We start from the raw sequence: 20,162 nt of genomic DNA on the forward strand, positions 1-20,162 counted from the left end.
GGTGTCCGTCGCCCGCGCCGCCCGGCCGACGGACCCCCCGCCTGCCCGCCCGTCTCCCGGACGCATGGTTCCCACAGGCGTCCCCGCGGGCTTTCGAACACGTCGTTTCGCACGCGTTCGGATATCGGCGGTGATCAATTCTCCGTGCCGCTCGCATTCATTGACGGAATGCCCCCCGGGGGGTCTCCGATGATCAATTCGGATTCACCGCGTCCGTCCGTCCGTACGGGTGACCGACCCCCGAACGGAGTACGGGAAGTTCACCGCCAAGAACCAGGCAAATCGGGACGTTCACCCGCCTTCGGGGGTGTCCTGGCAGGTGTGGCGCGTGCGTTTCCGTCCGTCCGCACAGCGGCCCCGACCTGCGAATACCCGGTTCCGCAAGTCGTCCGCAGCACGTTCCTGTCGCTGTTGTCAAGCCCCGAGATATGCCCTGACCTGCGAAAACGCCATTCAGAAGAAGCCGTATCCGTGTTACCCTGGATAGCCACGGAAGGGGTACCTGTCACATGACGTTCAAGGTTGGCGACACCGTGGTCTATCCCCATCACGGGGCCGCGCTGATCGAGGCCATCGAAACTCGCCAGATCAAAGGCGTGGACAAGACCTACTTGGTGCTCAAGGTCGCCCAGGGCGACCTGACGGTTCGTGTGCCGGCGGACAATGCGGAGTTCGTGGGCGTGCGCGATGTGGTCGGTCAGGACGGGCTCGACCGGGTCTTCGAGGTGCTCCGCGCACCGTATGCCGAAGAGCCGACGAACTGGTCCCGTCGCTACAAGGCAAATCTCGAGAAGCTCGCCTCCGGCGATGTCATCAAGGTCGCCGAAGTGGTGCGTGACCTGTGGCGTCGCGAGCGCGAGCGCGGTCTGTCCGCCGGAGAGAAGCGGATGCTCGCCAAGGCTCGCCAGATCCTGGTGAGCGAGCTCGCTCTCGCGGAGAACACCAACGAAGACAAGGCCGAGGCCCTGCTCGACGAGGTCCTCGCGTCCTGACACACGAATGCCGCGGTGCCCGCTGACACGATCGGTGATCGCCTTTGATCACGGTCATGTTGCCGGGCGCTGCGGCATGTCTGTCTCTCCACCACAGTCGTACAGCGATCGGTCGTTCGTCACCCCTCCAGCACACAGACGACATTCAGACACTGCCAGACGTCCGCCTCGGCCATGTGCATCATGTACGGACAACTGCGCGCGCTGATCCTGCGGTGTGCCGGGCCCGGGGCGGCTGGCGCAGACCAGTAGTCACGGAAGGGCCTGTCAAGGCGTCGCGCCCGGCACTCCCCCAACCTTCGGTCGGGGGCACCCCCAGGCCATACCCATGTCGGCCGAGGAAACAAACCTGCCGGAGTGCAACCGATGTCAGACGAATCGCTCACGCCCCGTACCGCAGCGGTGATCCCGGCGGCCGGCCGGGGCGTAAGGCTCGGCCCCGGCGCCCCCAAAGCGCTCCGTACGCTCAACGGCACGCCCATGCTCGTCCACGCCGTACGGGCCATGGCCGCGTCCCGCGCGGTCCGGCTCGTGGTGGTGGTCGCACCGCCCGAGGACGCCACCGGGGTGAAGTCGCTGCTCGCCGACCTCACGCTGCCGGACCGTACCGACGTCGTGGTCGTCCCCGGCGGCGCGACCCGCCAGGAGTCCGTACGCCTCGGCCTGGACGCCCTCCCCGACGACATCACCGTCGTCCTCGTCCACGACGCGGCCCGGCCGCTGGTGCCGGTCGACACCGTCGACTCCGTCATCGAGGCTGTACGGGACGGGGCACCGGCCGTCGTCCCGGCACTGCCGCTCGCGGACACCGTCAAGGAGGTCGAGCCGAACCCGGCCGGGGACGCGCCCGAGCCCGTCGTCGCCACCCCCGAGCGGGCCCGGCTGCGCGCCGTGCAGACCCCGCAGGGCTTCGACCGCGCCACCCTGGTCGCCGCGCACCGCGCGGTAGAGGCGGACGGCGAGGGCGCGACCGACTGCGCCGGCCTGGTGGAGCGGCTGGGCGAGCCCGTCGTGGTCGTACCGGGCCACGAGGAGGCGTTCAAGGTGACCCGTCCCCTCGACCTCGTCCTCGCCGAGGCCGTACTCGCCCGCAGGAGGGCCAACGATGGCTTCTGAGGCCCCCGGCAAGAACCCCCGGCACTCCCCGAACGCCCCCCACGACCCGGACGCTCCCCGGGCGTTCCCGGTCCCCCTGGTGGGCATCGGCACCGATGTCCACGCCTTTGAACCGGGCCGCGCGCTGTGGTGCGCGGGACTCCTGTGGGAGGGCGAGGACGGCCTCGCGGGCCACTCCGACGGTGATGTCGCCGCCCACGCCGCCTGTGACGCGCTGTTCTCCGCGGCGGGCGCCGGCGATCTCGGCGCCCACTTCGGCACCTCCCGGCCCGAGTGGTCCGGCGCGTCCGGCGTCACCCTGCTCGCCGAGGCCGCGCGGATCGTGCGGGCCGAGGGCTTCGAGATCGGCAATGTCGCCATCCAGGTGATCGGCGTACGGCCCAAGATCGGCAAGCGGCGCGAGGAGGCGCAGAAGGCCCTGGGCGCGGCGGTCGGCGCGCCCGTGTCCGTATCGGGGACCACGACGGACGGGCTGGGGCTGACCGGGCGGGCCGAGGGGCTCGCGGCCGTCGCCACGGCGCTGGTGTTCCGTACGGCGTAACGCTCCGGCCCCCCCGGGTACCGGGGAAATAGCCGGAGGGTGTGGAGTGGTTCACCCGGCGGGTACTCGTAACAACCGATCACCGATCACTCACCCACCGGAAGCGGACGGACCGGCACCATCGGTCCGGCGCGCACCCGACCCGCCCGCGGGCCCCGGCCGGCCACATCCGGCAGGCGGCACCGGGCGGGGCACACCCGACCGGGTACATCCGGCGGGGCGCACCGGCCCGACCCGGTCCGACCCCGGACCGAAGTAGACCGAGCACACCAAAGCGCATGGAAGATCACAGAAGCTCGCAGAAGAGTACGAACACCGATCAGCCGCCCAGAAAGGCACACCACATGTCTGCCGCACTCTCGGACGACCTCAAGACGCTCCTCGACAGCCCCGTCTTCGTGAACATCGCCACCATCCAGCCCGACGGCAGCCCCCAGGTGTCGCCGGTGTGGGTGAAGCGGGACGGCGACGACCTCCTCGTCTCGACCACCGTCGGCCGCCGCAAGGAGAAGAACCTGCGCCGCGACCCCCGGGTGACGGTCGTCGTCCAGCCCTTCGACGCCCCCTACACCTACGCCGAGATCCGCGGCACCGCCGAGCTGACCACCGAGGGCGGCCAGGAGCTCATCGACGAACTGGCCGTGAAGTACGTCGGCAAGAAGTACGCCGAGTTCAACCCCGCCGCGGGCCAGGACGCCCCCCGCGTGGTCGTCCGCATCACCCCGCGCAAGGTCGTGGGACGGATCTGAGCCACCCGGCGCTTGTACGGGTACACAAAGTTGCGTCCGCGGCCCGCAAGGGTCGCGGGGCACTGCCACCGGCCCACTACCCTTGTGGCGTGACCATTCGCCTGTACGACACCAGCGCCCGGCAGATCCGCGACTTCAGCCCGCTCACGCCGGGCCACGTCTCGATCTACCTCTGTGGCGCGACCGTCCAGGCCGCCCCGCACATCGGGCACATCAGGTCGGGGCTCAACTTCGACATCCTGCGCCGCTGGTTCACCCACCGCGGCTACGACGTGACGTTCATCCGCAACGTGACCGACATCGACGACAAGATCATCTGGAAGTCGGCGCAGCTGAACCGCCCCTGGTGGTCCATCGGATACGAGAACGAGCGCGCGTTCAACGACGGCTACGACGTCCTGGGCTGCCTGCCGCCCACCTATGAACCGCGCGCCACCGGCCACATCACCGAGATGGTCGAGATGATGCGCGGCCTCATCGAGCGCGGCCACGCCTACGCGGCCGACGGCAACGTCTACTTCGACGTGAAGTCCTTCCCCGGCTACCTCCGGCTCTCCAACCAGGACCTCGACGATCTGCGCCAGCCCTCGGGCGACGGCGAGACCGGCAAGCGCGACCCCCGCGACTTCGCCCTCTGGAAGGCCGCCAAGCCCGGCGAGCCCGACTGGGAGACCCCGTGGGGCCGCGGCCGGCCCGGCTGGCACCTGGAGTGCTCGGCCATGGCGCACAAGTACCTGGGCCCCGCCTTCGACATCCACGGCGGCGGCCTCGACCTGGTCTTCCCCCACCACGAGAACGAGATCGCGCAGGCCAAGGCGTACGGGGACGAGTTCGCCCGCTACTGGGTGCACAACGCCTGGGTCACCATGAGCGGCGAGAAGATGTCCAAGTCGCTCGGCAACTCGGTGCTCGTCTCCGAGATGGTCAGGCACTGGCGTCCCATCGTGCTGCGCTACTACCTCGGGACACCGCACTACCGCTCGATGATCGAGTACAGCGACGAGGCCCTGCGCGAGGCGGAGTCCGCCTTCGCCCGGATCGAGGGCTTCATGCAGCGCGTCTGCGAGAAGGCCGGGGGACCGGTCGAGCCGGCGCGCGAGGTGCCGCCCGCGTTCGCCGAGGCGATGGACGACGACCTCGGCGTCCCCCAGGCCCTCGCCGTCATCCACACCACCGTCCGCCAGGGGAACTCCGCACTGGCCGCCGACGACAAGGAAGCCGCCGTCGCCCGCCTCGCCGAGGTGCGCGCCATGCTCGGCGTCCTCGGGCTCGATCCGTACGACGAGCAGTGGGCGGGCGACGCGGACCGCCCCGACGATCTCCACGGCGTGGTCGACACCCTCGTACGGCTGGTGCTCCAGCAGCGCGAGGCGGCCCGCGGGCGCAAGGACTGGGGCACCGCGGACGCGATCCGCGACCAGCTCCAGCAGTCCGGACTCGTCATCGAGGACGGCCCGGACGGCCCGCGCTGGACACTGGGTCCGCGCTGAGCGCACGGACCGATGTGCCGCCTCGGGCCCCGGGGCGGCACACTGACATACGTACGCTCTGCACCCACGTGCAGACCGAGATTCACGGAAACAGGTAGTCATGGCCGGGAACAGCCAGCGCAGGAACCGCCGCACGTCCAACAAGAAGGGCGCGCAGGTCGGCAGCGGTGGCAAGCGGCGCCGCGGCCTGGAGGGCAAGGGCCCGACCCCGCCCGCGTCCGCCCGTAAGGGACACGTCAAGAACCGCGTCGCCAACGCCAAGGCCAAGCAGGCGGCCCGCCGCCCGACCGCCCGGCGCGGCGGCAAGGGCACGTCCGAGATGGTCGTCGGCCGCAACCCCGTCTTCGAGGCGCTGCGCGACGGGGTGCCCGCCTCCACGCTCTACGTCCAGCAGTTCATCGACAACGACGAGCGGGTGCGCGAGGCGATCCAGCTCGCCACCGGCCGCGGCAACCTCCACATCATGGAGGCTCCGCGCCCCGAGCTGGACCGGATGACGAACGGGCTCAACCACCAGGGGCTCGTCCTCCAGGTCCCGCCGTACGAGTACGCGCACCCCGAGGACCTCGCCGCGGCCGCCTTCGACGAGGGCGACGACCCGCTGATCGTCGCGCTCGACGGGGTCACCGACCCGCGCAATCTGGGCGCGGTCGTCCGTTCCGTCTCCGCCTTCGGCGGGCACGGCGTGGTGGTGCCCGAGCGCCGGGCCGCGGGCATGACCGCCGGCGCGTGGAAGACCTCCGCCGGTACCGCCGCCCGTACGCCGGTGGCCCGCGCGACCAACCTCACCCGGGCCCTGGAGTCGTACCAGAAGGCCGGGCTGACCGTGGTGGGCCTGGCGGCCGACGGGGAGCACGAGGTCGGCGACCTCGACGCCCTCGGCGGCCCGGTCGTCATCGTGGTCGGCAGCGAGGGCAAGGGCCTGTCCCGGCTCGTCGGCGAGACCTGCGACTATCTCGTCCGCATCCCGATGCCGGGCGGCGCGGAGTCGCTGAACGCGGGTGTCGCGGCGGGTGTCGTGCTGTACGAGGCGTCGAAGCGCCGCCACTGAAAGCGCCGCCACTGAGCGCGTGCCCGCGCGTCGGGTGCCCGCGCCCCGGGTCCCGGCCGTGTCCCGTTCGCCGGTCGTGGCCGGGCGTGCGGTCCGGTGGTGGTACGTACGGGGCGAGGGCTGTGGGTTTCCCTGGTCGGCGGGGTCGCCGGTGGCAGGGGTGTCCCGGCACGGCAGGTCGCCGGTGGTACGGGCCCGGCGGCGCCCACCGTGACGGGAGGGCCGGTCCGATCCGGTAGTGGCCGGGAGGGCGGACCGGCACGTCGTCGGGCGGTGATCCGGACGGCGGTTCAAACGCGGGCCCCCAAGGTTCACCGTCCGGCCCGGCGCGGCAGGCTTGCACCGGGGGAATCGACCCGTTCCGGGCCTCTCACCAGGGCTTGACGGGCCTCGGACAGATAGGGCCCGTCACGGCAGTGTCCTAACGCGATGTCACTCGGTTAGATGAGTGTGGACACCAGAACGCCCCGGCCCGGGTTCGATGATCAGCCCGCACTGAGCATGATCAAGGTGCACTGCGACCCCGCGCAGGTCATCGTGAACCACGCCAGTTTCCGGGTGCAGCTCGCCCAGAGCCCGCGCCCCGTACGAGCCCTGGCGGACACCGCCCGTACCCCCGCCGCGGCCGGCGCGTCCGGCGCCCCGGTCCGGCGGCGGGCGCCCGTCGTCTGGAGCGGCCGGTCCGCGCCCGGCGACGCCGGTGCGACCGGGCTCCTCCAGGCCGTGCGCAACAGCACCGCATCCGCCACCGCCACGGTCGAGCGCGATCCTTACGGCAGCGGCTACGGCGGCTACGACACGGGCGGCACGACCCAGGTCATCCCGCGCGTCGAACTGTCCGACGACACCGAGCCCACGCCCACGGTCACGGCCCCGCCCCCCGGCGGCCACGACCGGCCGCTGCTGCCGCCGATGCGCCAGGCCGTCGGCGCGTACGACACCCACCCGTACGGGCCGGAGACGTACGAGGACGAGCTGGAGGAGACCGTCACCACGGGCCGGCCGCACCGGCACGGCAACGACGCGGTGCGGCACGCCTACTACCCCGGCCGCCGGATGAACCTCGGTGTGGTGCTGCTGCCGCTGCGGGTGTTCCTCGGCTTCATCTCCGTCTACGCGGGCATGGGCAAGCTCTGCGACCCCGTCTACTTCGACGGCGGCGAGCGCGGCTCCATGGTGAAGTGGCTCAACTCCCTCCACCCGTGGGCCCTCGCCGAGCCGCTGCGCGACTTCGCCCTCTCCCACCCGGTGGGCGCGGGCCTCACGGTCGCCTTCCTCCAGGTCGTGGTGGGTGTGCTGACCGTCCTCGGCCTCTGGCAGCGGGTCGCGGCGGTCGTCGGCGCGCTGCTGTCGGCGGCGCTGATCCTCACGGTGAGCTGGCGGACGGTCCCGGCGTACGACGCGCCCGACATCATCTACCTCGCCGCCTGGTCCCCGCTGATCATCGCGGGCGCCCCCGTCTACTCCGTCGACGGCCGGCTCGCGAGCGAGGCGTGGCGCAAGCTCGGCCCCCGCTCCGAGCTGTGGCAGCTGCGGCGGCGGGTCCTGCGGCGCGGAGCCGTGGTCGCGACCGTCGTGGTCGGCCTGACGCTGCTCATCGGTTCGGTGCTCGGCGGGGCCGTACGCTCCACGGAGATGGTGACCGTGCCCGGTCCGAACCAGGATCCGACCAACCATCTGCCCGGCTCCTCGCTGCCGCAGGACCGGCCCACCGGCGGCCGTACGTCGGCCGGCCCGAGTGGTGACACCGACAAGCCGTCGCCGTCCGCGAGCCGTTCCAGCGGCACCGAGAAGAAGAAGTCCGAGCCGTCGGACGAGACGGTCCGCGAGACCGGGCAGGTCGGCGAGGGCCCCCGCCAGACCCAGGGCACGAACGGCCGCCAGTCGGCCCCCGGCCGCACCACCCCCGCCGACCCGCCGTCGAGCAGCTCCGGACCCGCCTCCAGCGGTGGCGGCGGCGGTGGCGGCAACACGGGCAGCGGCGCCGGGAGCGGCGGCTCCGGCGGTGGCACTGCCCCCGGTGGCGCCGAGAACAACGGCACCTCGGGCGGTGGCCGGGTGATCGGCGGCCTCCTCGGCTGACGGACCCGGTGCACACGGCGGGTGCCTCGCGCACACGGCGGAGGGGGCGGTCTCCCCGGGGAGACCGCCCCCTCCGCCGTGCGGTCGGGACACTGCGGGGCCTGCTGGGAACGGCCACCGGCCGTGTCCGGGCGCGTGGACCCTCGGCGTACGGCAGGTCCGCGAACCGGTCGCGGTGGGACGGGCTTACCCCGGCAGGCCGCCCCCGGTGCGTGGCGGCCGGGTTCGGCCCCGTTCCGGAGCGCCCACGCCTGAGTCGCCCGATGCGGCCCGTCCGCGCCCGTCGGTGAGCAGGAGCGCGCGGGGCCTCAGCCGCTCTGGGAGGCGAGTTCCTTCGCGGCCTCGGTGAGGTCCTTCGCGGTGTCGATCGCGCGCCAGTACGCCCCCTGCGGCAGCGGGTAGCCCGCCAGCCGGCGCTCACGGGCGAGACCGGGGAACGTGGTGCGCTCGTGGTCGCCCCGGTCCGGCAGCAGCTCGCTGAAGGCCGCGGAGAACACGTACACACCGGCGTTGATGAGATACGGCGACGGCGGCGACTCGATGAAGTCGGTGATGTGCCCGAACGCGTCCGTCTCGACGGCTCCCCAGGGAATCCGGGGCCGGGCGAGCGCGAGGGTCGCCGCGGCGTCGCGCTCGGTGTGGAACGCGGCCATGTCACGCAGCGAGAACCGGGTCCAGATGTCGCCGTTGGTCGCGTACCAGGGCCGGTCGGGGTGGGGGAGGCGGGCGGCGGCGTACTTGAGCCCGCCGCCGCGGCCGAGCGGTTCCGTCTCGACGACCGTGGTGACCCGCAGGGGCAGTTCGGCCGTTTCCAGCCACTTCTGCAGGACCCCGGCGAGATGGCCGCAGGAGACGACGACGTCGGTCACACCCTCGGCGGCCAGCCAGGAAAGCTGATGGCCGATGATCGGGGTCCCGGTTCCCGGGATCTCGACCATCGGCTTGGGGCGGTCGTCGGTGTACGGGCGCAGCCGCGACCCCTGGCCACCGGCCAGGACGACGGCCTGCGTCGGATACATGGGCGTTTGCATGCCCTGCACCATATGCGGCACGGACCAGCGGGGGGCGTGGCGCCCCCGGGCCCCGGGTCAGCTCCCCTGGGCCTGCTGGGCGACCCCGGAGGCGAAGGAGGTGTCGCAGACGGGCTTGGAGTACGTCTGGGCGCGGGTGGGGCCGAGGCGCTCGACGGCGGCACGGCCGAGGGCGCGGGCGATGGACATGCAGTGCTGGGCGAGCGAGGGCCGTGCCTCCACCTCGCGCTGGAGATGGGTGAGTACGGTTCCCGGGTCCTTCTGCCGGAGTTCGGCGAGGAGCCGGTCGCGGAGGACGTCCTGCGGGGCGCGCGAGGTGGCGCGTACGGAGACGTTCTGGGAGGAGGCGGTGAGCATCCGCGACTCCGTCGACTGCCCGGCCCACGGGACGCTGGTGACCGCGAGGGTTCCGGAGAGCACCAGGACAACGGGCAGAACGAGAGCGAGAGTGCGGCCGATTCGGCGTGCTGAGTGGGTCACGCGAGCGAGCGTAGCGGGCGGTAATGATTTGGAGACATTCAGTCACCCTGGCGGGGGACGGTTCTCAGGTCCTTTTCGATTTCCGTGTTGACAGAGGCCCGGAAATCCCCGCTGTGTTCGGTTATTTGTCGACATCGACATCGGGCGTCGGTGTGCCGGTGCCGGTGCCGGTGCCGGTGCCGCTGTCGTACGGGCGCCCCGATGCCGGGCACCGGTGCCGGTGTTCCGGGCCCGGAACCGAGCGAAGTGGCCCCGCTGGCGAGCGGGACCACTTCGGTGTCGTACGCGGGCGCCCGGGCGTCAGTCGGTGAGGCGCTCGCCCGTCGACGTCGCGAACACGTGGATCTCGTCCGGCCGCGGCACGACGTGCAGCTGGGCGCCCTTCTCCGGCACGGACCGGCCGCCGACCCGGACGACCAGGTCCTTCGCCTCGCCGCCGACCTGGGCCGTGCCGTACACGAAGCCGTCGGAGCCCAGCTCCTCGACGACGTTCACGGAGACGGCGAGACCGGCGGGCGCGTCCTGGGCGTCCTTGGTGAGGGAGGTGGCCGCGCCGCCGTTGTGCTCGACCACGTCGAAGTGCTCGGGGCGGACGCCGACGGTGACGGTCGTGTCGCCCCGGTCGGCCGCGGCGGTCAGGGCCTCACGGGAGACCGGGACCACGCTGTTGCCGAACTTCACACCGCCGTCGGTGATCGGGACCTCGACGAGGTTCATCGCGGGGGAGCCGATGAAGCCGGCGACGAACAGGTTCGCGGGGTTGTCGTACATGTTGCGCGGGGTGTCGACCTGCTGGAGCAGCCCGTCCTTGAGCACGGCCACCCGGTCGCCCATGGTGAGGGCCTCGGTCTGGTCGTGGGTGACGTACACCGTGGTGATGCCCAGACGGCGCTGGAGCGAGGCGATCTGCGTACGGGTGGAGACACGGAGCTTGGCATCGAGGTTCGACAGCGGCTCGTCCATAAGGAACACCTGCGGCTCCCGCACGATGGCCCGCCCCATCGCCACTCGCTGCCGCTGACCGCCGGAGAGCGCCTTGGGCTTGCGCCCCAGGTACTCGGTGAGGTCGAGGATCTTCGCGGCCTCCTCGACCTTGGTGCGGATCTCGCTCTTGTTGACCCCGGCGATCTTGAGCGCGAAGCCCATGTTGTCGGCGACGGACATGTGCGGGTAGAGCGCGTAGTTCTGGAACACCATGGCGATGTCCCGGTCCTTCGGCGGCAGATGCGTGACGTCGCGGTCCCCGATCCGGATGGATCCGCCGTTGACGTCCTCAAGCCCCGCGAGCATCCGCAGCGAGGTGGACTTCCCGCAGCCGGACGGTCCTACGAGTACGAGGAACTCGCCGTCCTCGATCGCGATCTCCAGCTTGTCCACCGCGGGCTTGGTGGCACCCGGGTAGATGCGGGATGCCTTGTCGAACGTGACTGTGGCCATGGTGCTGTGTCCCTCCACCGGCAGGAACGTGCCGGACGATCCGAGTAAAGGATTGGTGTAGTCCACGTATGGACTCCAAGTGACGCTACCTGGCGAGTTCTGTTCTGTCAGCATCCGACGGGAACGAAAATCCCGGGCGGGGCCGGGGCGGGCGGTTGGTTACACTGTTGCGGCTGCCTCCTTAGCTCAGCTGGCCAGAGCAACGCACTTGTAATGCGTAGGTCGTCGGTTCGAATCCGACAGGGGGCTCGGAGAAACCCCAGGTCGCATTGCCTGTGACCTGGGGTTTTTGTTTCTCCGAGACTTTGAAGCCGGCGGTGCGCCGGGTCGGAGGCTCTGCCGGAGTGTCTCTGGTGGCCGAGTGGTGGCCGAACGTGCAGGGGGCGTGTATCGGCGGTGGCCGGAACGCGGAACGCCGAGCAGTGATTCGTCGGATGGCTTTGTAGGGCCGCCACAGACATTCCGGCCCTCTCCCGGGTGGGGTAGGTGTCATCGGCCGTGGTCGGGAGGGTGTCTTGGCCGAGGAGGACCGGCGGATGTGTGGATCGGGCCGTGGGTGCGTGCGGGGTGGTTCGTCCAAGTGCGGTCCCGGGCACAGTTGCTCCTCGCCTGACAGCGGGGTGGTGGTACCTGTCGTGGCCGGGCGAGGTCGGAGACAGTCGTAGAGGACCACGGGCTACGTGCGCTCGGGGACCGGTCAGCGACCGTGACCGGTGGTCGGCCGAGGGGAGTGTCCGGGATGTCCTCGGCCAACCCGGACACCCGGGTGAGCCCGAGGGCATCCAGACCGCCCGCGCCGACGGGGCCGGACAGGACAGGCCGCAGCCCGGTCAGGTCGGTGCCGGACGCCGGGTCACTTCGCTGACCGGCCGACCCCGACTGCCCGTAGGCGATCCGCCCCAGGACACCCGGACACCAGCCGCGCACGGCGGCCTCACAACGACCGACCACCACGGAGAGCCGATCCCCGTTCTGCCTGCAGGCCCTGCCAGCGGCGATCCCCTGCCGCGACTCCGGTACGAGACGCAGCCCGCCAGTGGACCTGGCGCGACCCGCTGCCTCAGCCACCCGCGCGAGCTGTCCCTTCAGGGGATTCCCGTGATGTGCTCGGCCTGCCACGCCCGGCGCGACTGGCTGCTCATCAACCAGGGCCGCGACGTCTGGGTCTGTTGCCGCTGTAGCAACCAGTGGCTCGAGCCCGAGATCAACCGCGCCGACTTCGACGCCTTTATCGCCATCCCGGACCGGACGACCTTCCCCAGCGTCGAGCAGGGACTGGCCGCTCTCGGGTTCGACGGGGCCTTCGCCGGTACGTACCTGGAATAGGCGAGCGGAGCGGCAAAGCCGGGAAGCGTCGGCGACACATCGGTGGCCCTCCCCGTTCTGGTTGGTGCTCAGCCTCGGTTGCCGCCCTTGGGCAGTTGACCCCGGAAGTCGCAGCCGGGGCACTCGTCCTCGCCCTGGACATGTCCCTCGTACCAACCATGGACGGCCGCGTGGAGGATCGCTTCCTCGACCGAGGATTCGCCCTTGCGGACCGATGCGATGGCGTTGCCGACGATCAACCGGAGCACGGCGTTCTCGGCGAGCCACTGCGCGTGCCCACGGCGATGCGTCTGCCCATGGATCGGGTCGATGTACCGCCATCTCCCAGTCGCGGGGTGTTGGCTCAGAGCCTTGCGGGCGTGATCACGAGCAGCCTGGACGCCGTCAGGAAGGGCCTGCATACGACTGACGGGACGGGTTCGCCCTGGTCTGGCACCGGGACGCGTTGCCGTATCTCAGTTCGTGGCGGCGCTGCTGACCGAGGGCTGCCATTCCAGATATCCTTCGCGATCCACATATGGCTGCCACTGACCCCACATGTCGGTGATCCCCGTGATGAGACCATCTGCGATGGTTTCAAGCAGTGTTGTCAGTGATGCGAACGCGGGTTGCTCGTCGAACGATCCGCCGCCGTCCTTCTCGTGGACGCCCACCCTGCCGTTCGTCCTGTCGGCGGCCAGGCTGATGAACAGCGAGTTTCCGCTTTCGTCATAGGCGAACGGGAGCCATTCGGGACTCCAGTAGTAGTAGCCCTCCTGAGGTATCGGGACGGGATCGTTGGGTGATTGTCCATGGTGGTTCTTTTCCTGCTGGTGACGTTCGAACTCCACCAGGCAAAGCCGCTGGTACTCGTCCGCGATTGAGCGTGCGCTGCTCAGGCGGTGGAACACCGGCAGGATGAATTCGCCGGATCCGTCGTGCCGTGACAGTGAGGCGAGGAGTTCCTCGGGGAAGTCAAGGCCGGCGGCTTGCGCCGACCTGAGTGCTTCCGGGTCCGCCGGGGCGGGAAGGGACGCGTAGCTGGCGGGCGCATTCGCTCGTAGCCAGGACTCGATTCGGTCCCAGGATTCGGGAATGGACATGCCGGCCATCCTTTCCGGTGTGCCCCCGCCCCACGAGGTTGGGGGCGGGGGCACGGTGACGGGGCTGTGTCTAATTGGGCACCAGGCGGAACGAGACGAAACGCGGCTTGTAGATACCCGGGTCGCGGTAGTGGGCGGCCTCGGGTACGACTCGGTTGTCCATGCTATTGACGTTGTACGACAGCGTCCACCGGTCTCCCTGCTGGAGGCTGGCATGAACGTGGGCGTTGTAGGAGAAGATGTCGGCGTCCCCGTAGCTTCCCCATGCGCCTGGTTCCGGCATCCGGTAGACCAGGTCCCTATCCACGGCGCTTGCGAACGGGCCGTAGGGCGAGCAGCTGTGCCAGATCCGGATCTTTCCGCTGAACGCCTCCGTGCTGTCCTGACTTACGAGGACGAACCCTCCGTTCCACGGGGTCACGCTGTACTCGTTGGCGATGCCGGTCAGGGAGTTGGCGCCGTCGCGCTCACCGCGCATCCAGCTGCCTTCCTGCATGTCGAAGAACTGCCATTCGTCGGCCTTGCTCAGGTCGGCGCCCTTGACGCGGGCGACCCGCATCTTCTTGTTGACCGGAGCGTCGGAGACGCCGTAGATGTAGGTGTATCCGTCCTTGCTCTGACTCGGGTCGAGCAGGGCCGATCCCCAGGCGACCTTCGCCGCGGAGGGCAGTTGGTCGACCCGTTCGGGCTCCTTCAGGTTGTCCAGTGAGAAGGTCGCCACGACGTTGCGGTTGAAGCGCCAGTCCCACGCTCCGGCACCGAACTTGTGGTACTCCTGGTAGATGACCTGGAGGTACTTCGTCCCTCCAATGGTAGCGATCATGGCGTCGCCCGCCCAGTACCAGTAGCCCGGTGCTGCTGGCGGCATGATCGCCTCAGGGTTCTCCGCGGTTCCCCCGGTGATCGTGGTGAGTTGGCTTCCGTTCTGGACAACGAACGTGCTGTTGACCAACCGTGCGCTGGTGGGCCGGGTTCCATTGGCGTTCAGCGGTCCCAGGAAGGTGTCGGAGAACACCCAGAGGCGCCGGCCGTCGGGCAGGGTGACGGAGTAGGTGGAATCACCGCCGGTCCATCCGTCTGGAGTGGTTCTGGCGTAGTCGAGGAACGTCTGCTCGGGAGCTGCCCTGGGGGTGACGTCCCGCACTTCGGGAGTGCGATTGTCGCGGCACTGGGGGTACTCGATCGGCGCCACAGGGCCGACGGGAACGGCGTCACCCTGGCCGAAGGGCCTGCCGTCCGCAGTGAGGACGACGACATAGAACTCGTCCTGATCGAGGATCCGCTCCTGGTTGTAGAACTTGTCAAGGTGCTCTCCGGCCTTCCTGTTCTGGTCGGCTGATATCACCTGGACGGAAAAGTGAGAGGTTTCCGCTCCACCCATCGACGACCCTTGATAGGTCGATTGGAATGGGTACTCGTCGCACTGCATGGTGTTGCCCTGCGAGTATCCTCTGCCCCAGTACTGGCGACAGTACCGCGCGGATTTATCGTTGTTCGCCTTTTTGTCCGTTGTGCTGACCATCCTTTCGAGCGGCTTGCCGCTCGCAATAGATCCAGGGATGGACTTCTTGACACTGGAGAGCGGCAGCGTCAGATCCGGTCGATGCTGCGCTTTCCAGACGTGCTTCGCTTCTTCAATGACATCTGGTGTCGCTTTGAGCCGGAACTGGGAGACCACTTCGGGGTAGACGCAGCCGTAGTAGTTGACCTTGGGTGAGGAGTCGCAGCGGAATCCTGATTCAGGGCCGAACAACATGGAGTCTTTGTTGAACGGATTCCCCAGGACTTCGGCATGAATAGTGAAGTCGGCGTAGGCAATCCTGTCCGTGCCGGAGACGCTTCCCTCCGGCACGGTGAAATCGAAGAACGTGGAACCGAGGGTCATCCACTGGTCGAGCCTGGCGGTGTCGCCGTCGTCTCCAATCAGGCAATTCGCCCCTGGCGTCGTCGTGGAGCAGCTGCCGCTGAACTTCAGCTGACGATCAAGCCTTGGCGGAGGCGTGGAGAGGACGGGCTCGTCCAGCAGCAGCCATACCCGTGTCTTGCGGTCACTGGCAGCGATGGGCCCTTGGTGCCCCATGCCCTGCATCGAAGCCCGGAAAGTTATCGTTCCGACGGTTTGGCACCCGGGATTGCACCGGACGTCTTCAACGGAGAACAGCCCGACACTGCACCAGGTGAAGTGGTTGAGAGTGATCACTCCGCCCGTGGAGGGCGCCACAGCGTCCCAGCATTCGCTCATATTCGCGGACGCGGTAATCCGGTCCCTGCTGGGCAGCTTCGCGGCGAGGTCTCCGCGCCGCTTCGCTTCCTGCGGCGATTCCCGAACCTTCCCATCCCTGCGCGCGTCATGGGAGCGCTTCGGGGGAGCAGTGAACGGCTTTCCGTCGAGGGTGGTGAAGGAAGTCCTGGTGAACTCTCGCACGCCATCATCAGCGGCACCCTGCGGGGCCAGCCCTAGAATGAGGAGAAGGGTTGTGAAAACGACCACGGCAATTCTCGGTCTGAGCATGCATTTTGCCCTTCGTTCGAGAACCTCGGACACTCTCGTGCGGAGCAGGGGTCGAAGCGCCTTGGAGGCGTCAACCGCCTCCGGTCAACGCGTCTCTGTGCGGAGAGAGATGGGAGTGAATAGAGAGGTCTCCCCGTTCTCCTGACACTCCGTCACTTTACATGCCCATGACCTCATTCAGGGAGGGTTCATGTGCGATCACGCGGTGATGGTGTAGGTGGCGGTAAGAGGTCATCTCATTTGGAGGTGCCGGTAGCCTGGTTGTGTGTTGATGGTCGAGCGTCTGGTGCCGGACGGGTTATGGGAGTTGTTCCAGCGGGTGGTTCCGGAGGTGCCGATCCGCCCGCAGGGCGGAGGCCGGCGCCGGTACGGAGACCGTGAGGTGCTGGCCGCGATCATCTTTGTGGCGACCACGGGCTGCACGTGGGCACAGGTCCCGCCGGTGTTCGGCCCGTCCGGTGCCACCGCTCACCGCCGGTTCGCGGAGTGGTCGAAGGCCCGGGTGTGGGCGAAGCTGCATCGCCTGGTCCTGGACGAGCTCGGTTCGCGCGGCGATCTGGACTGGTCGCGGTGCGCGATCGACTCGGTGAACATGCGGGCCCTGAAAGGGGGGAGCTGACGGGCCCGAATCCTGTGGACAGGGGCAAGAAGGGTTCGAAGATGCACTTGATCACCGAGCAGACCGGTCTACCCGCCTCCATCGGCATCTCGGGCGCCAACCTGCACGACAGCCAGGCCCTCGAACCCCTCGTGCGCGGCATCCCGCCCATCCGCCCCCGCCGCGGACCGCGCCGGCGACGGCCGGCCAAGCTCCACGGCGACAAGGGCTACGACTACGACCACCTGCGCCGATGGCTGCGTCAGCGCGGCATCCGCCACCGCATCGCCCGCAAGGGCATCGAGTCCTCCAAGCGGCTGGGGCGGCACCGCTGGACCATCGAACGCACGATGGCCTGGCTTGCCGGATGCCGCCGCCTGCATCGCCGCTACGAACGCAAGGCCGAACACTTCCTGGCCTTCACCAGCATCGCATGCACCCTCATCTGCTACCGCCGACTCACCACATGAGATGACCCCTTAGCCCCGGTTCTGATGGGCCTTGGGCCGTACGCCGGCGTGGTGTCCAAGGCACTTCGTCACCCGATTCACCCAACAGCCCGATCGGAACAGAACGCCCTTTCAGCCGGGCGGAGGGTACTGGGCGAAGACGGGACGGATGGTGTCGAGCGCGGCAGCACGCCCGGCGGCCGTCAGGCCGCCCCAGTCGTCGCGGTAGTAGTAGTGGTCGAGGTAGGACTCCGGGGTGAGGTCCCGGTCGAGGAGGTACGGGCTCAGGTCGAGCCCCGACTCGAGGTCGAGGTCGATGCCCTCGTCCGCGCAGTACTCCAGCAGTCCGTCGGCAATGTGCCGGTGAGCGCCGTCGTACCAGCACACCCCGGTCGCCGTCAGGAGTGTCGCACCGGTGTCGGGGTCGGTCAGGGTGAGGTTCTCGTAAGCCGGGGTGCGATCCCCGGCGTACCGCAGCAGGTCCTCGGGGACGCCCCGATAGTAGGTCCGCTGAAGCGCGAAGTTGCCGGCCGGCCGGGGATGTTCAGTTCGCCCTCGTGCTCGAAGGCGATCAGCAGTGCCCGACCGCCGTCGGTGAAGTACCACTGGACAGACTGACCACCGCTGTCGTTCCACGCAAACCGTGTTGCACCGTCCACCCGGTAGGAAACGGTCTTCTGCGAGAAGGACGCGGGACCACCCGACAGCGCCGTGACAATCGCGGCGCGCCGCCGCAACTCGGCTGGCGGCGTCGCGTCCAGCTCCGCCAGCAGGTGCGCCCCGTCCTGCTCGCTCTGTCGCATGGCGGCAGTCAACCCGCACCTCGGTCGTCGCGCAACCGTTGTCGGCGCGGCAGGAACGGTCTCGGTGACCGGTTCCAGCCGGGTCACACCGATGCGCCGGCAAACTCCAAGATCGCCGAAGAGTCAGGTCGGTGATACCCACAGCCGGCGAACAGCCGGCCCCAACGGCACCACAAGTTCCATCTCGATAACCCCCCGCACTACCACCCCAGTGGTCACTGATCTGCCCATTCCAGTGACCTTGCATGACGGGTGCGCCATGATGGTTCCTGCCCCCCTTCTCCAGGGCTGCGCTCCAGGCTTGCCCTGACCGAACCAGCAGGGAGCTACAGGAATCCGAGATGAGCGCAGAAGCAATTGTGGCAGCGATTGCGGTGCTGGTGTCGATCGCCATTGCATCGGCCCAGGGGACATGGCACTGGAGAAGGCGACGGCTACCGGACATCGACAGCCCTCTCAGGTATGGGGATGTCGACGAGGGGAAATCCTTCATCGTCCAGGATCTGGTGAAGATCGTGAATCTTCAGGGCAGTCCGAGCCGGGACCCCCAGAGCCCCGGGTCCGCCCTTCTCACCGATGCGTATCTGATACAGCGTGAATCGGATGAGGGAAGCGGGCTCGTTTCCATCTACAGTACTCGCGGACAGTTATCGGCCTCCTCGACGAGCCATCCCTATGAGTCCGGTGAATACGACTCCACTCATATGGCGGTCAATCAGGCTGTGGCTGTACCTCTGTCCGGTCTGCCGCAGGGTGTCACCTGCCGGGTAGTCAACAGGGTTGCTTTTTCAGGGGCATACGACGGAGAGGCCGAGGACGACTTCGAGACTCATATAGAAAGACCCACAAAATCCCTGACTGTCATTCTGATCTTTGCCCAGGGGTATCGATGCACCGAAGTCTTCGGATTCGTTCAGACGGGCGGCAGGTCGAGGGTCGAGCCCTCACGGGACAAGCCTGCTGTCCTCGACGACGGGCGTGTCGTCTACTGGCATGTCGTCCCGGTCAAGACCGATTGGCTCCCCATCCATGCCCGGTACCGCATTCGCTGGAAGTGGAGAGAGGTCGATCCGGGCTCCTGATCCACACCGGGCGACGTAAGAACAAGGAGCATCGGCACAGGTAGCCGACTTGATACGCGGCCGGCACACGGCCCCGTTCTCTTCCGCAGCTCCTCTGCGCTGCCCTGCGAGAGGTGTACACGTCAAGCTCTCAGGGAAGGGGCCTCCTCATGGTGAACCGCGTCGCACTCAAGGAAATTCACTCCCTGGGCACTTCCGTAGACGACTGGCGCCCGGCTCGCAAGTTTCCTGAGACTTACCCGGGGGTCTCCGCGGACTGGAGTTACCTCCTCTGGCGTGATCGGGTTCTGCCGATCACGACCGGCGAGGACGGTGAGTATCTGGTCACGCTGGGGAGTTCTGATCTGCCCCTTGAAGAACTGCTCGGAGAACTGCACCTTCCCGGCCTGTCCCAGAGGTTTCCCGTGCTCGCCTACGGGGCCAATCGCAACCCGTCGACCCTGCACACCAAACTGCTCAACTACTCCCTGACAAATGACGGATCGAGCGGGCACTGCCTGCCGGTCCTCAAAGGCCACATGCGAGGAGCTGACGTCGCCGCCTGCCGGCTCCATGGCCAAGGCTACCTGTACGGCGAAATTCTGCTGGGGCACAGCCTGTGCAAGAACGTCGAGCTTGAGGTCTATATCTGCCTGGTCGACCTCGAACAGCTGGCCGTCCTCAATCGGAGTGAAGGTGTCGGCGAGGGTATGTACGAACTGGCCGTGATCCCCGAAGTTCGGGTTGACGGGTCACCAGAACCGTTCTGTACGCTGGGGTACGCGGCTAATCAAAGCGTATGGCTTTCCCCCGTCCATGACACTCCTGTCGCATACTCGCTGCTGCCCGCTACCGGCCGCACCCTCCCTTCGATGACCTCGCGGGAAATGGTGGATCATGTGATGGATTCCACTGGGCTGCGTGGCCGGATCAGCAGCCTGACCGCTCTGAAGAACGATGTGGGGTTGGCGGAGGAGGTGGCCAAATATCTGAACGGGCAATGGTGGTACCAGTTTCATACCGGACAACCGCCGATTCGGGGCTATTCCCAGTTGCTCGAACTGCTCAACTCCGGCATGTCCGCGTACTCTGCGCAGTCACGCACGCTGGACTCCCTCAGGGCGAACGGACTCGTTCTGTCACACAAGAATGCATATGCGCCCGGTCGCGAACATCTCTGGAAGAGCCGCGACAGAGCCGTCTAGTACTGCAACGACACTCCGTGATGTCCTCTGCGTTTGTAGTGGCTGATTCGGGCTCGGGCTTGGCTTCTTCTTCGCCATAATGACCAGGCGAAGGCGTGTTGGATGCAGTGGCGGACAGGAGAGGAAATACGGTTGAAGAGCCGCCGGGCCTCGTTCA

General features: G+C 68.2%; 19 protein-coding genes and 1 tRNA gene. 12 read left to right on the top strand and 8 right to left on the bottom strand.

The genetic code is table 11. From position 1 onward, the window contains the following. Nucleotides 1–509 precede the first annotated feature (509 nt). The 7 genes from ACFYT4_RS21730 (at nt 510) to ACFYT4_RS21760 (ending at nt 8,021) form a co-directional block, all read left to right on the top strand. Nucleotides 510–992 carry a CarD family transcriptional regulator gene (locus ACFYT4_RS21730; RefSeq protein WP_003953493.1) on the top strand — a complete coding sequence of 161 codons (483 nt, stop codon included), beginning with the start codon at nt 510–512 and terminating at the stop codon, nt 990–992. A gap of 366 nt (nt 993–1,358) precedes the next feature. After that, nucleotides 1,359–2,108, top strand: coding sequence for a 2-C-methyl-D-erythritol 4-phosphate cytidylyltransferase (gene ispD, locus ACFYT4_RS21735; RefSeq protein ID WP_389271292.1), 750 nt, complete (start codon nt 1,359–1,361; stop codon nt 2,106–2,108). Further along, entirely contained in the window at nt 2,098–2,649 is a 552-nt protein-coding gene (gene ispF / locus ACFYT4_RS21740; protein WP_389271295.1) for a 2-C-methyl-D-erythritol 2,4-cyclodiphosphate synthase, read from the top strand. Before ispD ends, ispF begins: the two co-directional genes overlap by 11 nt. 344 nt (nt 2,650–2,993) lie before the next feature. After that, nucleotides 2,994–3,398 carry a PPOX class F420-dependent oxidoreductase gene (locus ACFYT4_RS21745; protein ID WP_389271298.1) on the top strand — a complete coding sequence of 135 codons (405 nt, stop codon included), beginning with the start codon at nt 2,994–2,996 and terminating at the stop codon, nt 3,396–3,398. Nucleotides 3,399–3,487: 89 nt separating this feature from the next. Continuing rightward, nucleotides 3,488–4,888, top strand: coding sequence for a cysteine--tRNA ligase (cysS, locus tag ACFYT4_RS21750; protein ID WP_389271301.1), 1,401 nt, complete (start codon nt 3,488–3,490; stop codon nt 4,886–4,888). A gap of 100 nt (nt 4,889–4,988) precedes the next feature. Further along, nucleotides 4,989–5,939: a 23S rRNA (guanosine(2251)-2'-O)-methyltransferase RlmB gene (gene rlmB, locus ACFYT4_RS21755; protein WP_389271304.1), complete on the top strand. Its 951-nt coding sequence runs from the start codon at nt 4,989–4,991 to the stop codon at nt 5,937–5,939. A 444-nt stretch (nt 5,940–6,383) separates the two neighbouring features. Next, nucleotides 6,384–8,021, top strand: a complete 1,638-nt coding sequence (locus ACFYT4_RS21760; RefSeq protein WP_389271307.1) for a DoxX family protein — start codon at nt 6,384–6,386, stop codon at nt 8,019–8,021. Between the two features lie 308 nt (nt 8,022–8,329). Here ACFYT4_RS21760 and ACFYT4_RS21765 read toward each other — a convergent pair whose 3' ends face one another. The 3 genes from ACFYT4_RS21765 to ACFYT4_RS21775 all read right to left on the bottom strand — a co-directional run bounded on the left by ACFYT4_RS21765 (nt 8,330) and on the right by ACFYT4_RS21775 (nt 10,969). After that, complete coding sequence (locus tag ACFYT4_RS21765; RefSeq protein ID WP_389271310.1) at nt 8,330–9,052, bottom strand: NDP-sugar synthase; 723 nt, start codon at nt 9,050–9,052, stop codon at nt 8,330–8,332. A gap of 57 nt (nt 9,053–9,109) precedes the next feature. Then, nucleotides 9,110–9,532 carry a hypothetical protein gene (locus tag ACFYT4_RS21770; RefSeq protein WP_389271313.1) on the bottom strand — a complete coding sequence of 141 codons (423 nt, stop codon included), beginning with the start codon at nt 9,530–9,532 and terminating at the stop codon, nt 9,110–9,112. A gap of 300 nt (nt 9,533–9,832) precedes the next feature. After that, nucleotides 9,833–10,969, bottom strand: a complete 1,137-nt coding sequence (locus tag ACFYT4_RS21775; protein WP_389271317.1) for an ABC transporter ATP-binding protein — start codon at nt 10,967–10,969, stop codon at nt 9,833–9,835. A gap of 175 nt (nt 10,970–11,144) precedes the next feature. Here ACFYT4_RS21775 and ACFYT4_RS21780 point away from each other — a divergent pair. Continuing rightward, nucleotides 11,145–11,218 (top strand) — tRNA-Thr (locus ACFYT4_RS21780). 852 nt (nt 11,219–12,070) lie between these two features. Continuing rightward, on the top strand, nt 12,071–12,295 hold the full coding sequence (locus tag ACFYT4_RS21785) for a hypothetical protein (protein ID WP_389271320.1): 225 nt from the start codon (nt 12,071–12,073) through the stop codon (nt 12,293–12,295). Between the two features lie 68 nt (nt 12,296–12,363). On the opposite strand, the gene ACFYT4_RS21790 is transcribed toward ACFYT4_RS21785, so the two are convergent. The 3 genes from ACFYT4_RS21790 to ACFYT4_RS21800 all read right to left on the bottom strand — a co-directional run bounded on the left by ACFYT4_RS21790 (nt 12,364) and on the right by ACFYT4_RS21800 (nt 15,868). Beyond that, on the bottom strand, nt 12,364–12,696 hold the full coding sequence (locus ACFYT4_RS21790) for a hypothetical protein (protein WP_389271323.1): 333 nt from the start codon (nt 12,694–12,696) through the stop codon (nt 12,364–12,366). Nucleotides 12,697–12,750: 54 nt separating this feature from the next. Beyond that, nucleotides 12,751–13,377 (bottom strand): SMI1/KNR4 family protein, encoded by a 627-nt coding sequence (locus ACFYT4_RS21795; RefSeq protein WP_389271326.1) that lies wholly within the window; start codon nt 13,375–13,377, stop codon nt 12,751–12,753. Between the two features lie 70 nt (nt 13,378–13,447). Beyond that, nucleotides 13,448–15,868, bottom strand: coding sequence for a hypothetical protein (locus ACFYT4_RS21800; RefSeq protein ID WP_389271329.1), 2,421 nt, complete (start codon nt 15,866–15,868; stop codon nt 13,448–13,450). Nucleotides 15,869–16,160: 292 nt separating this feature from the next. Here ACFYT4_RS21800 and ACFYT4_RS21805 point away from each other — a divergent pair. Continuing rightward, nucleotides 16,161–16,957 (top strand): IS5 family transposase gene (locus ACFYT4_RS21805; RefSeq protein WP_389271620.1). Its coding sequence is split into 2 segments (ribosomal slippage): nt 16,161–16,496 and nt 16,499–16,957, totalling 795 coding nucleotides; the frame shifts between segments, so codons are not numbered across the junction. A 111-nt stretch (nt 16,958–17,068) separates the two neighbouring features. Here ACFYT4_RS21805 and ACFYT4_RS21810 read toward each other — a convergent pair. Continuing rightward, entirely contained in the window at nt 17,069–17,323 is a 255-nt protein-coding gene (locus ACFYT4_RS21810) for a hypothetical protein (protein ID WP_389271332.1), read from the bottom strand. 41 nt (nt 17,324–17,364) lie between these two features. Beyond that, entirely contained in the window at nt 17,365–17,739 is a 375-nt protein-coding gene (locus ACFYT4_RS21815; protein WP_389271335.1) for a hypothetical protein, read from the bottom strand. 341 nt (nt 17,740–18,080) lie between these two features. Between ACFYT4_RS21815 and ACFYT4_RS21820 the strand changes: the two genes are divergently transcribed. Both ACFYT4_RS21820 and ACFYT4_RS21825 read left to right on the top strand, forming a co-directional pair. Further along, nucleotides 18,081–18,821 (top strand): hypothetical protein, encoded by a 741-nt coding sequence (locus tag ACFYT4_RS21820; RefSeq protein ID WP_389271337.1) that lies wholly within the window; start codon nt 18,081–18,083, stop codon nt 18,819–18,821. A gap of 149 nt (nt 18,822–18,970) precedes the next feature. Next, nucleotides 18,971–20,005, top strand: coding sequence for a hypothetical protein (locus tag ACFYT4_RS21825; protein ID WP_389271340.1), 1,035 nt, complete (start codon nt 18,971–18,973; stop codon nt 20,003–20,005). Nucleotides 20,006–20,162: the final 157 nt, after the last annotated feature.

The sequence above is a fragment of the Streptomyces sp. NPDC004609 genome (genome assembly GCF_042873655.1).
Taxonomy (GTDB): domain Bacteria; phylum Actinomycetota; class Actinomycetes; order Streptomycetales; family Streptomycetaceae; genus Streptomyces.

What these genes read in the sequence shown, in the direction of transcription:
- ACFYT4_RS21815 (WP_389271335.1), bottom strand. Translation starts at nt 17,739, where the DNA reads ATGCGACAGAGCGAGCAGGACGGGGCGCACCTGCTGGCGGAGCTGGAC.
- ACFYT4_RS21760 (WP_389271307.1), top strand. Translation starts at nt 6,384, where the DNA reads ATGAGTGTGGACACCAGAACGCCCCGGCCCGGGTTCGATGATCAGCCC.
- rlmB (WP_389271304.1), top strand. Translation starts at nt 4,989, where the DNA reads ATGGCCGGGAACAGCCAGCGCAGGAACCGCCGCACGTCCAACAAGAAG.
- ACFYT4_RS21745 (WP_389271298.1), top strand. Translation starts at nt 2,994, where the DNA reads ATGTCTGCCGCACTCTCGGACGACCTCAAGACGCTCCTCGACAGCCCC.
- ispD (WP_389271292.1), top strand. Translation starts at nt 1,359, where the DNA reads ATGTCAGACGAATCGCTCACGCCCCGTACCGCAGCGGTGATCCCGGCG.
- ACFYT4_RS21795 (WP_389271326.1), bottom strand. Translation starts at nt 13,377, where the DNA reads ATGTCCATTCCCGAATCCTGGGACCGAATCGAGTCCTGGCTACGAGCG.
- ACFYT4_RS21765 (WP_389271310.1), bottom strand. Translation starts at nt 9,052, where the DNA reads ATGCAAACGCCCATGTATCCGACGCAGGCCGTCGTCCTGGCCGGTGGC.
- ACFYT4_RS21825 (WP_389271340.1), top strand. Translation starts at nt 18,971, where the DNA reads ATGGTGAACCGCGTCGCACTCAAGGAAATTCACTCCCTGGGCACTTCC.
- ACFYT4_RS21790 (WP_389271323.1), bottom strand. Translation starts at nt 12,696, where the DNA reads ATGCAGGCCCTTCCTGACGGCGTCCAGGCTGCTCGTGATCACGCCCGC.
- ACFYT4_RS21775 (WP_389271317.1), bottom strand. Translation starts at nt 10,969, where the DNA reads ATGGCCACAGTCACGTTCGACAAGGCATCCCGCATCTACCCGGGTGCC.
- ispF (WP_389271295.1), top strand. Translation starts at nt 2,098, where the DNA reads ATGGCTTCTGAGGCCCCCGGCAAGAACCCCCGGCACTCCCCGAACGCC.
- ACFYT4_RS21820 (WP_389271337.1), top strand. Translation starts at nt 18,081, where the DNA reads ATGAGCGCAGAAGCAATTGTGGCAGCGATTGCGGTGCTGGTGTCGATC.
- ACFYT4_RS21730 (WP_003953493.1), top strand. Translation starts at nt 510, where the DNA reads ATGACGTTCAAGGTTGGCGACACCGTGGTCTATCCCCATCACGGGGCC.
- ACFYT4_RS21785 (WP_389271320.1), top strand. Translation starts at nt 12,071, where the DNA reads ATGTGCTCGGCCTGCCACGCCCGGCGCGACTGGCTGCTCATCAACCAG.